Genomic DNA, 13,847 nt, shown 5'->3' on the forward strand with positions numbered 1-13,847 from the left:
GTGCGCGCGGTCATCGTCGGTTCCAGCTCCGTCACCGCCCAGCGGATCACGCAGGCCCTGGTCGCCGACGGCGCCCGCGTGGTCGGGATCAACCCGACCGACTTCGAGCACCCGGCCCTGGCCGCGAACGTCGTCGCGGACATGTCCGAGCCACCACGTGCCGAGCTGGCCATGGCGGCGGCACTCGACCTCCTCGGCGGCATCGACGTGCTGATCACCGCCGCCGCCAAGCAGCTCGGCGGACGTCTGCACGAGACCACGGCGCAGACCTGGCGCGCGGTTCTGGCCGGCACCCTCGACACCACGTTCAACGCCATGCACGCGGCCGTGCCCCACCTCGGTCCTGGCTCCGCGATCGTCGCATTGACATCGGTGAACGCCTACCTCGCCCACCCGGGGAACTCCGCGTACGCGACCGCGAAGGGCGCGGTGCACGCACTGATCACGCAGGCCAGCCTGGAGTACGCGCCGCGGGGCATCCGGGTGAACGCGGTGGCGCCGGCGCTCATCGACGGCCACGCCATGCCCGATGGTGCGGCCGGCTACCCGATGGGGCGCACCCCCACGTCGGAGGAGGTGGCGCAGGCGGTCGCATTCCTGGCCTCGCCGCGCGCCTCCGGCATCAGCGGCGTGATCCTGCCCGTCGACGCGGGACTGTCCGTGGCCTCCCCCGTCGCCTTCATGCGGCCCGCCATGGCGCAGCGGTGGCAGACCCCGTGACCGGTGCCGGTGCGGGAGATGAGGCCCGACGGCGAGGGCTCGCTCGCCTCGCCGGGTCCGGTTCGCGCGGCTCGGGCCGCGCGGGCGGCTCGGGTGGTTCACGTGGCTCTGGCGGTTCGGCCGGCTCCGGCGGCTCGGGTGGTCTCGGCCTGGTCGAGGCGGTCACGACCTGGATCTGCCGACTCGCGGCGCTGAACGTCATGTGGCTCCTGCAGACCCTCGCGGGTGGGGTGCTCCTCGGGCTCGCACCGGCCACGTCGGTCCTGTCCCAGCAACTGCGGACCGGGCTGCTGGACGACGTACAGGTCGGCTACTACCGAGACTCCTGGCGGCGGTGGCGCCAGGAGTTCTGGCGATCGCAGCAGCGCTACCTGATCCCGCTGCTGACGCCGGTCGTGCTGGGCTTCTACCTGTGGATGCTGCGCGGCCAGGCGGTCGCGGTGAGCATCGCCATCCTGCTCGCTGTATATCTGTGCTGGCTGCTCCACCTGCCGGCCGTGGCCGCTCGGGCGGACGAGGCCGGCCCGGACCGCGAGCATGGCCCCACGCGGCTGTGGCTCCTGGCGCTGCGGGCCTTCGCCGCCACGCCGGTTCCGTTCGTGCTGGCGGGGCTCGTCGGAGCCGCGGCTGCGGTGCTCGGCTACCTGTACCTTCCGGGGGCCCTGGTGTTCGCCGTGCCGTCGGTGCCGGCGCTGGCCGCCTCGATGGCGGCGCGGCAGGTGCCCGAGCGATTGCTCACACCGGCGGACTGAGCCCCGGCGTCAGGCCGAGAGCGCGGTGAAGCCCAGTCCCACCGAGATCCGGTCCGCCTGCTCGATCAGCAGCATCGCCAGACGGTCCTCGTCCTCGGCCAGGTTCATCGCCGAGAGGGGCCCGGAGACGGACATCGCCGCCACCACGGCGCCGGAGCGGTCCCGGATGGGCGCGGCCAGGCAGGCCCGGCGCAGCGCGAGCTCCTCGTTCTCCACCGAGTACCCCCGGCCACGCACGGTGTCGAGCTCGGTGAGCAGGTCGGCCAGCGAGGTGATCGTGCTACTGGTGTAGCGCGGGTACTCGCCACCGAGCAGACCCTCCACCCCGGCCCGGTCGTGGTCGAGCAGCAACGACTTCCCGAGGGCGGTGGCGTGCAGCGGGCCACCGCGCCCGATCAGGGTGGACGCGCGGGGGGCCTGCTTGCCCTCGAAGTTGCAGAGGTAGAAGAGTCGGTCCCCGGCACGCTCGGCGACGTTGACGCCGAGACCGAGCTCGGCGGACAACTCCTGGGCGACCTGCCGGGCCTGGTGGTGCACGGGGTTCTGGTTCAGCACCACCGACGCCAGGTTCACCACCTCCGGGCCGAGCGAGTACAGGCCACTGCGCGGGTCGTGGCTGAGGAACCCGAGCGAGAGCATCGCCCCGACCATCCGGGACACGGTGGACTGACCCAGGCCGCTGCCCGCGACGAGGTCCGCGATACGCTGCTGAGGATGCTGTGGCGTGAAGGCGGACAGTAGCGACAGCGCTCGGTCGATGCTCTGAGCGCCCTGCATCGGCTCCCGTTCGGATGCCTTCGCCATTCGTGCCCTCCACTCGGGGTCGGCCATGATCGAGTCAGGCCCCACTATAGCCGACCTTGGGACTGATATGCAGCATATGCATGCCCCATCGAGCCGGTCTACTCGGTACGCCGACCGGACTCCCCCGCTGAGATCGGACCCGCGGCACTGACCTCGGACACGCCGACCGACGATGTCAGTGTCCCGGGTCCGATCTCAGCAGCGGGGCGGGGTCGGCGCGGGCGGGGTCGGGCGCGGGCGGGGTCGGGCGCGGGAGGGATCAGGCGCGGGCTGGGGCGGGGGGCGGGGCGCGGGGCGGGGTCAGGTGCGGGCGGGGGCGGGGGCCTGCGCGAGGCGCGCGTAGAGGCCGCCGAGCGCGATCAGCTCGTCGTGGCTGCCCGTCTCCACGATCCGCCCGTGATCGACCACCGCGATCTGGTCCGCGTCGCGCACGGTGGACAGCCGGTGCGCGATCGTGATGGTGGTGCGGCCGGCGCTGACCACGTCGAGGGCAGCCTGGACGGCCCGCTCGGTCTCGTTGTCGAGCGCGCTGGTGGCTTCGTCCAGGACGAGCACCCGGGGATCACGTAGCAGCGTGCGGGCGATCGCCAGCCGCTGCTTCTCACCGCCGGAGAACCGGTAGCCGCGGGCGCCGACGAGGGTGTCGTAGCCGTCCGGCAGGGCCACGATCAGGTCGTGGACCTGGGCCGCACGGGCGGCCTCCTCGATCTCGGCGTCGGTGGCGTCGGGCTTGGCGTAGCGCAGGTTCTCCCTGATGGTGGTGTGCAGCAGGTAGGTCTCCTGGGAGACCACGCCGACCACACCTGCCAGGTCCTGCAGGGTCATGTCCCGCAGGTCCACCCCGTCGATCGTGACCCGGCCGGTCGTCGGGTCGTGCAGGCGCGAGACGAGCGCCGCGATCGTCGACTTGCCCGACCCGGACTCGCCCACCAGGGCGAGGCTGCCGCCGGCCGGCACGGCCAGGGTCACCCCTGAGACCGCCGGACGGTCGCCGTCGGGATAGGTGAGACCGACGCCGTCGAGCGCGAGCGCGCCACCGCCGTCGACCGGTCGGACCGGCCTGATCGGCACTGCCGGATCGTCGATCGTGACCGGCAGGTCCAGGTACTCGAAGATCCTGCTGAAGAGGGCCATCGAGCTCGTCACCTGGACGCCGACGTTGAGCACGCCCATCAGCGGACGGAACAGGCCGGCCTGCAGGCCAACGAACGCGACCAGGGTGCCGATGGTCATGCCGCCGGACGTGGCCGGCAGGCCCGCGGCGAGGTAGAGGAGCGCGGGGATCGCGGCGAAGATGATGCTCATCGTGGCCATCCGCCAGCGCCCGGCGAGCTGGGCGCGGACCTCCAGGTCCAGCAGACCCTCGGAGGTGTCGGAGAACTTGGCGGTGAGGGACGGGCCGGCGCCGAGCGTCTTGCCGAGCAGGACCCCGCTGACGGACAGCGACTCCTCGACCTGCCCGTGCAGGTTCGCGAGCGCACGCTGCCGCTGGGCGGTGACCTCGCGGCGCATGTTGGCGACCTTGCGGGTCAGCCAGATCGCCGGCGGGAGCACGATCAGCGAGAGCAGGGACAGCTGCCAGCTGAGCGCGACCATGGCGATCGCGGTCCCGACGGCGGTGGTCACGTTCGAGGCGATCGAGGTCGCGGCACTGGTCACCACGGACTGCATGGCGCCGATGTCGTGGGTCAGTCGGGACTGCACCTCGCCGCCGCGGGTGCGCTTGAAGAAGTCGAGGGACTGGCGTTGCAGGTGCGCGAACACGTCGGTGCGCAGGCGGTGCATCACGCGCTGGCCGATCTCGGTGGAGATCCAGGTCTGGAACACGCCGAGGACGGCGGAGACCACGGTCACGCCGAGCATCGCCCCGACCAGCGTCAGCAGCAGGGGGACGTCCTGGTCCGGGATCGCGTCGTCGATGAGGTGTTTGGTCAGGAACGGGGTGGCGAGCCCGATCGCAGAGGTCGCGACGATGAGCGCGACCACGCCGGCGAGCCGGGCCCGGTAGGGCGCGAACAGGGCACCGATGCGGCGCAGGCTCACGGGGTGGGACTCGAGTTGGGCCCGGTCCTTGGGGTCCGGGCGCGCGGCGTCGCGGCCACGGGGGCCCCCGGGGTTCATGGCGAAGTCGGCCATAGGGACATCACCTTCTCCAATGTCTAGGTCATATACTGAGGTTACCTCACAATGAGGGTGCCGTCAATAGTAGGCTCACGAGGGTGACCGACCCCCGAGGACGCGACCGCGCGCCGGAGAGCGAACCCAGCGAACTGCTTATGCAGGCGACCCGGGCACTGCGCCGGCGCTGGGCACAGTCGCTGGAACCGTGGGCGCTCGCCCCGCACGAGGCCCGGGCCCTGCGGGTGATCTGCGAGAGTGACGGCGCCCGGCTGTCCGATGTCGCGGCGCACCTGCGGATCGCGCCCCGCTCGGCCACCGAGGTGGTGGACGCCCTTCAGGAGAAGGGCCTGGTCGAGCGCACGCCGGATCCCACCGATCGGCGCGCCGTGCTCGCCGTCCCCACCGAGTCCGGGCATAGCCTCGCCGAGGAGATCGGCGCCGCCCGTGCCCAGGTCTCGCGGGACTTCTTCGCCCGGCTCGAGCCGGGCGAGTGGGAGCACCTCACCACGCTGCTGCGGCGCCTGATCGCCGACTGACCTCCTCATGCGGGCACGAGCGCGGCGCCGGCGGCATGCTCTCCACACCCGGCCCACGGGTCCACCTCCCATGCGTCTCGCACAACTACTTGATCTGACGTAGTACGACAGATACAGTAATTACTACGTCAGTCGGGGGGGGGAGAGGGATGTGATGATCAGCGCAGACTTCATCCGCGGCTACGTGGATCTCCTGGTGCTTGAGTCGCTGCTCGACCAGCCCTCGTACGGATACGCGATCTCGAAACGGATCGAGGAGCTCTCCCGGGGCCAGTACGAGATGAAGGAGACCACCCTCTACTCGGCGGTCCGCCGGCTCGAGAAGACCGGGGCCGTCACCTCGTTCCAGGGCACGCACAGCCAGGGACGTGCCCGCACGTACTACCGACTCACCGAGTTCGGCCGCCGCTTCTACGACGAGAAGTGCGAGGAGTGGCGCCAGACCGTGGCCCTCGTCGGCCGTTTCGTCCGCGACCCCCACTGAGAGGGATGCCCAAGATGGATGCCATCACGACCTATGTCGACCACATCTTCCGTAGCCTGCCGCCGACCGCCGAGGTGGCGCGTGCTCGGTCCGAGCTCCTGCAGATGAGCGAGGACCGTTACCGCGAGCTGCTCGCCGAGGGGGTCAGCGAGCACGAGGCCGTGGGCCGGGTCATCACCCAGTTCGGCAACCTCGACGAACTGGCCGACGATCTCGGCATCCGCAGCGAGCTCGACCGGGCGGGTCGCCCGGACGCGCCGATCGACCTCTCCCACGGGGAGGCCGAGCGGTACCTCGCCGTCCGCCGCCGGGGTGCCTGGCTCGTGTCGGGGGGCGTCCTCGTGATCCTGCTCGGCATCGCGCAGCTCGTCCTGTTCAGCGACGGCGCCGGGTCGGACCCCCACCCGCTGTCACTGGTGGCGTTCTTCGTGGCGATCGCGGGGGCGGTGGCGGGCTTCATCGTGGCCGGGGCGTCGATGTCGCGCTACGACCGGCTCAAGGACAAGGAGCTGCGGCTGGAGCCCCAGGTCGCCGCCGCCTACCGCGAGCAGCGCGAGCGGGAACAGACCTCGTTCGTGGTGAAGATCGCGGCCGGTGTCGCTGTGATCATCCTCTCGGTCGCGATCCCCGCGACGCTCGACACGATGTACCCGGACTCGGAGCCCGTCACGAACCTGGCCGTCGCGGCCATGCTGGTGGCCATCGGGCTCGCCGTCGCGCTGCTGATCGAGGCCGGGTTGCGCCGCGGCGCGCTCGACCGGCTCACCGCCGAGGGCGACTACGCGCCGGAGAAGCGGGCGTCGAACTCGCTCACCGGACGCATCGCCGGTCCGTACTGGATCGTCGCGGCGGCGGTGTTCCTCGCCTGGAGCTTCATCGGAAACGCCTGGGACCGCTCCTGGCTCGTCTGGCCGGTCGCCGGGGTGCTGTTCGCGGCCGTAGCGGTCGGCATCGAGTCGTTCACGCCGAAGGAGAGGTCCGACGGCGGCCGTTGAGCCCCGTAGGCACGGTCCGATTGGCGGGGCGGTCACCGGGTGGCGCCGCGGGCGTCCGGGCCACCGCGACGAGCAGCGCCGCCGCGATGCCGAGCACGCCGACGAGGAAGCAGAGACCTCCGGCGAGCGCCGTGAACGGGAGCAGGGACAGCGCCACGTTCCCGGCGTAGTGCATCACGACGGCCGCGGGCACCCCGCCGCGCAGCCGCTCGCTGATGAACCAGTACGTCAGCGACATCGGCACCATCGAGACGAGGAAGCCCAGCCCCTCCACCGGGCCGAGCGTCGACTGCCAGGTCCCGGTGAGCAGGAACAGCGGCAGGTGCCAGAGCGCCCACACGGTGCCGAGCACACCGGCGGTGGCGACCGGCGAGAGCCGGACCCGCAGCCGCGGCTGGAGGTAGCCGCGCCAGCCGAACTCCTCGGCGAGCGGACCGGCCACGGTGGCGATCAGCAGGAACTGGAGCAGCCCGGATCCGGCGAACGTGGCCGTGACGTCGTCCATGGTGAGCGCCGGGGCGCCGAACAGCGGGCCGGCCACCGCCGCGATGACCGCCGGGGCCGCTCCCAGCAGGGCCGCCGCCGGGAGCCACCGGGCGATCCGGGAGACCCTGGCCGACCTGGGGGTGCGGATGCCGCGCAGGCGCTGGACCAGCGCGGCCAGACTAGGCCCGAAGCCGCCGATCACGTACAGGACGAAGACGACGGGCGGTCGAGGTCGCCGCCGAGGGCCAGGGCACCCAGCCAGGGGGCCCAGGTGAGGGCGAAGGTGAGGGCGATGAACCCGCGGACCTTCTGCGGGGCGGGAGCGATGCCGGCGCGGGCCGGTGCGGTGGTCGGTGTGGTCATACCCACCAGCCAACAGGCGTGCGCCGAGCCGACCCAGGGGGCCTGCACCCGGACCGGATCCGAGGGTTGTCCCTACCGTGCCGACGGCCGCCGGCACGGTAGGAGCGGATTCCCCCCGCGGGTCAGGACGCGAGCACCTCGTCGAGGATGGCCTCGGCCTTCTCCTCCTCGGTGTGCTCAGCCAGGGCGAGCTCCGACACGAGGATCTGACGGGCGCGCGCCAGCATGCGCTTCTCGCCGGCGGACAGGCCGCGGTCGGCGTCGCGACGGGACAGGTCGCGGACCACCTCGGCCACCTTGATCACGTCACCCGAGGCGATCTTCTCGACGTTGGCCTTGTAGCGACGCGACCAGTTGGTCGGTTCCTCGGTGTACGGTGCGCGCAGCACCTCGAAGACCTTCTCCAGGCCCTCCTTGCCGACGACGTCGCGAACTCCGACCAGATCGACGTTCTCCGCCGGTACCTCGATGGTCAGGTCACCCTGCGCCACCTTGAGCCGGAGATAGAGCTTCTCCTCCCCTCGGATGATCCGCTTCGAGATCTCCTCGATGAGGGCTGCACCGTGGTGCGGGTAGACGACGGTTTCGCCGACTGTGAAGGTCATGTGCTCGCACTCCCCTTTCGCAAGACCCAAGTTTACCACGCGAAACGCGGGCAATTTCGCGGGCGTCCGACGTTTGCGCAGGTCATGGCGGTAGGCTCCGGCCACTCCGGCCCCGGCATGCGCGAGCAGGATCTTGCGGAGAATGTGAAGGCCACGCCCCCCACCGGACAGGCACTAGGCTGACGGCCAGGTCCTGAACGTCCTCGCCCTACCCGCGTCCACGCGCGCGTCCGACGGCGCGGGCATCGTCGAAAGGAGAGCCTCGTGGCTCGCAACTCCCGCCGCCTCGTGGCGTCCCTGCTGATGGCATCCGCCGCGGTCGTGGCCGTGAGCGCCTGCTCCCCGATCGTGACCCAGTACGGCACCGCCCCCAGCGACGGCATCCAGGTGGAGATCGGCGACCAGATCCGCGGCGAGAACCTGCTCATCCTGTCTCCGGCCGAGGGCGCCGAGGGTGTCCTGATCGGCGCGCTGGTCAACCGGTGGGAGTCCCCGACGACGGTGAGCCTGTCGGTCGGAGAGAGCGCCGAGGCCGTCACGGTCGAGGTCGACGGCGGCTCGACGGTCCTGCTCGAGCCCGACCACGAGCATGTCACCATCGCGTCCGTGCCTGCCGCCCCGGGCGCCACGATCGACGTGATCCTCTCCTCGCCCGAGGAGGGCTCGGTCAGCGTGGCGGTGCCGGTCCTGGACGGCACCCTCGCGCCCTATGACGAACTCGTGCCCGCCGCTCCCGAGGAGGAGTGACCCGGCGGGCCGGATCGGACGGCCCGGCGCCCGTCGGCCTCAGCGCTGGTCGACGAGCTTGTAGCCCAGACCGCGCACGGTCACCAGCACCTGCGGGTTGACCGGATCCACCTCGATCTTGGCCCGGATCCGCTTGACGTGGACATCGAGGGTCTTGGTGTCCCCGACGTAGTCGGCTCCCCAGACCCGGTCGATCAGCTGACCCCGGGTGAGCACCCGGTCAGGGTTGCGCAGGAGCAGCTCGAGCAGCTCGAACTCGCGCAGCGGGAGCGCGACCTCCTCACCGTCGATGGTGACCACGTGCCGGTCGGTGTCCATCCGGATCCGGCCGACGCTGAGCACCGCCGGGGTGAGCGCGTCCATGGACTCGTTGCCACGCCGCAGCACCGCACGGATCCTGGCCAGGAGCTCCCGGAAGGAGTAGGGCTTGGTGACATAGTCGTCCGCGCCGATCTCCAGCCCGACCACCTTGTCGATCTCCCCGTCCTTGGCGGTCAGCATGATCACCGGGACCGCGCTGCGCTGGCGCAGCTCGCGGCAGACCTCGACCCCGGACAGCCCCGGCAGCATGAGGTCGAGGAGGACCAGATCGGCGCCCGCGCGGTCGAACTCCACCAGGGCGTCGGTGCCGGTCGCGACCGGGACCACCTCGAACCCCTCGCGGGTGAGCTGGTAGGTCAGCGGTTCGCGGTAGGACTCCTCGTCCTCAACGAGCAGGATGCGGGTCACGGGTCTCTCCTCCTGCACCGGCCGAGGTGGGCGGTGCCTTCTCATCGCGGGACGGCGCGCCGCCGTCGCTGCTGTCGTCTGCCAGGGGAATACGCAGGGTGAACGTGGAACCGCGGCCGGGCGCGGACCAGAGGGTCACCTCGCCGCCATGGTTCTGGGCCACGTGCTTGACGATGCTCAGGCCGAGCCCGGTGCCACCGGTGTCCCGGGACCGGGCCGGGTCCACGCGGAAGAACCGTTCGAACACCCGCCCGGCGTTCTCGCTGGAGATTCCCGGGCCCTGGTCGACCACCGCGATCTCGGCGATCCCGTCGCGCGGCCGCACGCCCACGCTCACCCGGGTGCCGTTGTCCGAGTAGCGCAGGGCGTTGTCGAGCAGGTTCCGGACGGCCGTGACCAGGAGCGCATGGTCGCCGAGCACGTGCAGGCCCGTGGTGCCGCCGACGACGACCGTGATCTCGCGGGACTCCGCCTCGACCCGGATCCGGTCCACCGCCTCGGTCACCACGCCGTCGACGGAGACGTCCACGTAGCCGACCTCGTTGTCCGGGGCCTGGAGTCTTGACAGTTCGATGATCTCCTGGACGAGGGCGGACAGCCGGACCGCCTCCCGCTGCATCTTCCCCGCGAACCGACGCACGAGTTCGGGGTCGTCGGCGGCGTCCGCGGCCGTCTCGGCGAGCAGTGCGATCGCCCCGACCGGCGTCTTCAGTTCGTGCGAGACGTTCGCCACGAAGTCCCGGCGAACCTCCTCGAGGCGACGTTGCGCCGTCTGGTCGTCGGCGAGCAGGAGGACCCGGCCGCCGGCCATCGTGGCGACCCGGACCTCGAAGGACAGCCGGTCCGCGCCCGGCACTGCCGAGCGAGGCACCTCCAGGTGCTCGTCACGGATCTGGCCGTCGGCGCGCGTGGCAGCGACGAGGTCGTTCAGCGTCGCGTGCGTGAGACGGCCGTTGCGGACCAGGCCCGTCGCATACGCGTCCGGGCTCGCGCGCAGGACCTCTCCCCCGGGCCCGAGCAGCACGGACGTCGAACGCAGTGCGGACAGCAGCGCGGCCACGTCGTAGGAGACCGCCGGCTTGGCGACCTCGGGCTCGCGGGCGTGGCTGCGCTCGCTCCATCGGAACGCCAGGGCGGCCGCGGCACCGACCAGCAGGCCGACCAGGCCCACCGCGATCAGTGCCCACGAACCGTCCACAGCGCCAGACTAGGCCCCGCCATCGGGTGCCCTCGGCCGCCGGTGGCCGGGTAGCCTGTTGTTCACCGTGGGTGCATCGCTCGTTCACCGTGGCGTGGGACTCTGAGGAGTACGTGTGCGCACGTCGGGGAGTCGGGTCCACAGAGACGCGACCGCCGCGGGTACGCACGGCCAACGGTTGGAACGGCGGGCGGTCGCCCGCAACGAGAAGAGGAGAATGATCGGGTGCGAGCGATCTTCGAGCAGGAACTGAGCGCGGTCGGTGAGGGCCTGCTGCAGATGAGCCGGCAGGTCCAGACGGCGGTCCGAGACGCCTCCACGGCACTCGCGGCGGCCGATCTCCAGGCGGCCGAGCAGGTCATCGCCGCCGATGACGCGATCGACCAGCTGGAACGCGAGCTCGACGACCGGTGCGTCGACCTGCTGGCCCGGCAGCAGCCGGTCGCCACGGACCTGCGGATCATCGTCTCGGGGCTGCGGATGAGTGCCTCGATCGAGCGGATGGGCGACCTCGCCCGGCACGTCGCCCAGGTGACTCGGCTCCGGTACCCGGAGCTGGCGATCCCGGAACCGGCCCGCGACCTGTTCGCGGCGATGGGGGAAGCTGCGGACAAGGCGGCCACGGACGTGGTCCGGCTGCTCGAGACGCACGACCTCGAGTTGGCGGCCGCGGTCGAGCGCGACGACGACGTGCTCGACCACCTGCACCAGCAGACCTTCAATCTGACGCTCAGCCCGGAGTGGGCCGGCACCACCGCCCAGACCGTGGACGTGACGCTGCTGGCGCGGTTCTACGAGCGTTTCGGTGACCACGCCGTCGCCATCGCCCGCCGGATCTCCTACCTGGTGACCGGCGACCTGGAGCACCTCGGCGACTACAACAAGGCCTGAGCGCCGCGATCACGAAGGCCGGGCCACCCGAGTCGGGTGGCCCGGCCTTCGTCGTGATCGGAACGGTCAGCGGCCCTGATTGGCCACCGCGGCGATCGCGTCCTTCGCGGCCTCCGGGTCGAGGTAGCGCCCACCGGGAGTGGTCGGCCTGAGGTCGTCGTCGAGCTCGTAGACGAGGGGGATCCCGGTCGGCACGTTCAGCCCGGCGATGGTGTCGTCGTCGATGCCGTCCAGGTGCTTGATGATGGCCCGCAGCGAGTTGCCGTGGGCGGCCACGAGGACCACCTTGCCGGCGCGCAGGTCCGTGACGACGTCGCTCTCCCAGTAGGGCAGCGCGCGCTCGAGCACGTCCTTGAGGCACTCGGTGGCGGGGATCGGCTCGCCGGCGTAGCGCGGGTCCGCATCCTGGGAGAACTCCGAACCGGCTTCGATCGGCGGCGGCGGCACATCGTAGGAGCGGCGCCAGGTCATGAACTGCTCCTCGCCGAACTCGTCGCGGATCTGCTTCTTGTCCTTGCCCTGCAGCGCGCCGTAATGGCGCTCGTTCAGGCGCCAGTTCCGCTTCACCGGGATCCAGTGCCGGTCCGCCGCGTCCAGGGCCAGGTTCGCCGTCGAGATGGCCCGGCGCAGCAGCGAGGTGTGCACCACGTCCGGCAGCACACCGGCCTCGGCGAGCAGTTCCCCACCGCGGGTGGCCTCGGCGGTGCCCTTCTCGGAGAGCGGGACATCGACCCAACCGGTGAACAGGTTCTTCGCGTTCCATTCGCTCTCGCCGTGGCGGAGCAGTACCAGGGTGTACGTCATGGTTCCAGTCTGCCGCATCGCGGCGACCGGCCACGACCGGGTACCGCGAACCGGCGCCGGCCCGGGCGAACGCCTCAGACCGGCAGGATGAACATCGGGGTGGGCAGGGCCACGCTCGCCCGCACCGGGCCGATGACGCCGTCGGCGATCGGGTGGATGGCGACCTCGTCGGCACGTTCGCCGGCGACCAGGAGCTCGGATCCGACGATCTCGTGGTGACGTGGCCACGCGGCCGTGACAACCTCACCGGTGAGCTCGATGTGCGAGCCGTCCTCGGAGACGGAGAAGGTGGAGATCGCGTCCGCGCCCCGCACCCCGACCACCAGGCTGTCGCGGTGGGCGAGCAGGTGCGAGAGCTGGTGGACGTCCGCGCTGCGCCCGGGCAGGGTCGAGGCGGCCACCCGCTGGATCACCTCGCCACGGCCGCCGTCGGAGTCCCAGGCAAGCACCAGCACCTCGCCGCTGAGCTCCCCGGCCACGTACACGAAGTCGCCCGCGACCACCAGATGGCGCGGCCCGGTACCGGGCGGCAGATCGGTCAGGATCGGTTCGGGATCGGGCCGACCCATGTCGAGCGGGTAGGCCCGCAACTGGTCGGTGCCGAGGTCCGCCACGATCAGGAACTCCCCGCCCGCGGACAGGTTCGCCGAGTGCGCGTGCGGCCCGTCCTGCCGACCGGACACCGGTCCGGACCCGGCATGCGGCAGGCTCACGACGTGGTCGGAGACATCGCCGGCCTCCGTCAGGGCGATCGCCCCGAGGCTGCCGTCGCCGTAGTTCGAGGCGTACAGCCAGTGCCCCTGGGGGTGCACGAGCAGGTGGCAGGGCCCGGCGCCGCCGCTACCGGTCACCGCGGTCCGGCGAAGCGCGCACTCGGCATCGACGGCGTAGGAGGAGACGGTCCCTGGGTCTCCCTCCCCGACCGCGAACAGCCGGTCCGCGGCCGGGTGCAGGGCGAGGAAGCTCGGGTGGTCCGCGGTCAGCATCCGCTGCGCCGTCGAGTCCGCCCAGTCGCCGCCGGCCGAGCGGTTCAGCCGCCAGATCCCGCCGGGGATCTGCGCGGTCGAGGTCGACCCGATCCACATGTGCTGGACAACAGTCATGGCACCCAACCTAACGGTCGGATGCCATGACGGTGGACGAGTGCGCGCGGTCCACGGATGCGATCTCGCTCACGTGATCGCGACGGCCACGACGCCCGGGTCAGTGGGCCTTTGCGTAGGCCTCACGGATCTCCGCGGAGACACGACCACGATCGCTCACCTGGAAGCCGTTCTCGCGGGCCCATTCACGAATCTTTCCGGCGTCGGAAGCACCGCGCGAGGTACCGGACGAGCGACGAGCCGTCCCCGTGCTACGACGCCCACCGGAACGCCGGGCGTGTCCGATCCATGAGGCAAAGGACTCACGGATTCCCGCCGCATTCGATTCGTTCAGGTCGATCTCATACGTGACACCGTCGAGGGCGAACGTCACGGTCTCCACGGCGTCCGAACCATCGAGGTCATCGATGAGGAGGACGCGGACCTTCTGAGCCATGTGTGTATTCCTTGCTCTCAAGAGACGGGCGAAATGCCCAACAATGCGTGCGCGCTCAGAATGCCACCGAGGA

17 protein-coding genes are annotated in these 13,847 nt (G+C 71.1%); 7 read left to right on the top strand and 10 right to left on the bottom strand.

Annotation, left to right across the window (positions count from 1 at the left end):
* Positions 1-720, top strand: a complete 720-nt coding sequence (locus EXU48_RS12415; RefSeq protein WP_165962792.1) for an SDR family NAD(P)-dependent oxidoreductase — start codon at positions 1-3, stop codon at positions 718-720.
* Positions 705-1,472, top strand: a complete 768-nt coding sequence (locus EXU48_RS12420) for a DUF624 domain-containing protein (protein ID WP_133107958.1) — start codon at positions 705-707, stop codon at positions 1,470-1,472. Before EXU48_RS12415 ends, EXU48_RS12420 begins: the two co-directional genes overlap by 16 nt.
* 9 nt (positions 1,473-1,481) lie before the next feature.
* Here the strand turns inward: EXU48_RS12420 and EXU48_RS12425 are convergent, their stop codons facing one another.
* Positions 1,482-2,276, bottom strand: coding sequence for an IclR family transcriptional regulator (locus EXU48_RS12425; protein WP_133107959.1), 795 nt, complete (start codon positions 2,274-2,276; stop codon positions 1,482-1,484).
* Between the two features lie 300 nt (positions 2,277-2,576).
* Positions 2,577-4,412 (bottom strand): ABC transporter ATP-binding protein, encoded by a 1,836-nt coding sequence (locus EXU48_RS12430; protein ID WP_133107960.1) that lies wholly within the window; start codon positions 4,410-4,412, stop codon positions 2,577-2,579.
* A gap of 83 nt (positions 4,413-4,495) precedes the next feature.
* Here EXU48_RS12430 and EXU48_RS12435 point away from each other — a divergent pair, with 83 nt between their 5' ends.
* The 3 genes from EXU48_RS12435 (at position 4,496) to EXU48_RS12445 (ending at position 6,412) form a co-directional block, all read left to right on the top strand.
* Positions 4,496-4,933 (top strand): MarR family winged helix-turn-helix transcriptional regulator, encoded by a 438-nt coding sequence (locus EXU48_RS12435; protein WP_235856989.1) that lies wholly within the window; start codon positions 4,496-4,498, stop codon positions 4,931-4,933.
* A gap of 154 nt (positions 4,934-5,087) precedes the next feature.
* Positions 5,088-5,417, top strand: a complete 330-nt coding sequence (locus EXU48_RS12440; protein WP_133107961.1) for a PadR family transcriptional regulator — start codon at positions 5,088-5,090, stop codon at positions 5,415-5,417.
* A gap of 14 nt (positions 5,418-5,431) precedes the next feature.
* Positions 5,432-6,412 carry a permease prefix domain 1-containing protein gene (locus tag EXU48_RS12445; protein ID WP_133107962.1) on the top strand — a complete coding sequence of 327 codons (981 nt, stop codon included), beginning with the start codon at positions 5,432-5,434 and terminating at the stop codon, positions 6,410-6,412.
* Here the strand turns inward: EXU48_RS12445 and EXU48_RS12450 are convergent.
* The 3 genes from EXU48_RS12450 to EXU48_RS12455 all read right to left on the bottom strand — a co-directional run bounded on the left by EXU48_RS12450 (position 6,378) and on the right by EXU48_RS12455 (position 7,866).
* Positions 6,378-7,100 (bottom strand): CPBP family intramembrane glutamic endopeptidase, encoded by a 723-nt coding sequence (locus EXU48_RS12450; protein WP_133107963.1) that lies wholly within the window; start codon positions 7,098-7,100, stop codon positions 6,378-6,380. The genes EXU48_RS12445 and EXU48_RS12450 overlap by 35 nt on opposite strands.
* Positions 7,097-7,261 carry a hypothetical protein gene (locus tag EXU48_RS24505; protein ID WP_165962793.1) on the bottom strand — a complete coding sequence of 55 codons (165 nt, stop codon included), beginning with the start codon at positions 7,259-7,261 and terminating at the stop codon, positions 7,097-7,099. Before EXU48_RS24505 ends, EXU48_RS12450 begins: the two co-directional genes overlap by 4 nt.
* Before the next feature lie 122 nt (positions 7,262-7,383).
* A complete protein-coding gene (locus EXU48_RS12455) occupies positions 7,384-7,866 on the bottom strand; it encodes a CarD family transcriptional regulator (RefSeq protein ID WP_133107964.1) in 483 nt (160 codons plus the stop codon).
* A gap of 264 nt (positions 7,867-8,130) precedes the next feature.
* Here EXU48_RS12455 and EXU48_RS12460 point away from each other — a divergent pair, with 264 nt between their 5' ends.
* Positions 8,131-8,613, top strand: coding sequence for a hypothetical protein (locus tag EXU48_RS12460; protein WP_133107965.1), 483 nt, complete (start codon positions 8,131-8,133; stop codon positions 8,611-8,613).
* A gap of 39 nt (positions 8,614-8,652) precedes the next feature.
* Here EXU48_RS12460 and EXU48_RS12465 read toward each other — a convergent pair whose 3' ends face one another.
* Both EXU48_RS12465 and EXU48_RS12470 read right to left on the bottom strand, forming a co-directional pair.
* A complete protein-coding gene (locus EXU48_RS12465) occupies positions 8,653-9,342 on the bottom strand; it encodes a response regulator transcription factor (protein WP_133107966.1) in 690 nt (229 codons plus the stop codon).
* Positions 9,320-10,540, bottom strand: coding sequence for a sensor histidine kinase (locus EXU48_RS12470; RefSeq protein WP_133107967.1), 1,221 nt, complete (start codon positions 10,538-10,540; stop codon positions 9,320-9,322). The genes EXU48_RS12465 and EXU48_RS12470 overlap by 23 nt, the downstream gene beginning before the upstream one ends.
* A gap of 225 nt (positions 10,541-10,765) precedes the next feature.
* Here EXU48_RS12470 and phoU point away from each other — a divergent pair, with 225 nt between their 5' ends.
* The gene (phoU, locus tag EXU48_RS12475; protein WP_133107968.1) at positions 10,766-11,431 is read left to right on the top strand and encodes a phosphate signaling complex protein PhoU; all 666 of its coding nucleotides are present in this window, start codon (positions 10,766-10,768) and stop codon (positions 11,429-11,431) included.
* Positions 11,432-11,497: 66 nt separating this feature from the next.
* On the opposite strand, the gene EXU48_RS12480 is transcribed toward phoU, so the two are convergent.
* The 3 genes from EXU48_RS12480 to EXU48_RS12490 all read right to left on the bottom strand — a co-directional run bounded on the left by EXU48_RS12480 (position 11,498) and on the right by EXU48_RS12490 (position 13,774).
* Complete coding sequence (locus EXU48_RS12480; RefSeq protein WP_133107969.1) at positions 11,498-12,235, bottom strand: phosphoglyceromutase; 738 nt, start codon at positions 12,233-12,235, stop codon at positions 11,498-11,500.
* A gap of 74 nt (positions 12,236-12,309) precedes the next feature.
* Positions 12,310-13,338 carry a lactonase family protein gene (locus EXU48_RS12485; protein ID WP_133107970.1) on the bottom strand — a complete coding sequence of 343 codons (1,029 nt, stop codon included), beginning with the start codon at positions 13,336-13,338 and terminating at the stop codon, positions 12,310-12,312.
* 100 nt (positions 13,339-13,438) lie between these two features.
* A complete protein-coding gene (locus EXU48_RS12490) occupies positions 13,439-13,774 on the bottom strand; it encodes a histone-like nucleoid-structuring protein Lsr2 (protein WP_133107971.1) in 336 nt (111 codons plus the stop codon).
* Between the last annotated feature and the right edge of the window lie 73 nt (positions 13,775-13,847).

It is taken from the genome of Occultella glacieicola, assembly GCF_004353825.1.
Classification (GTDB): Bacteria; Actinomycetota; Actinomycetes; order Actinomycetales; family Beutenbergiaceae; genus Occultella; species Occultella glacieicola.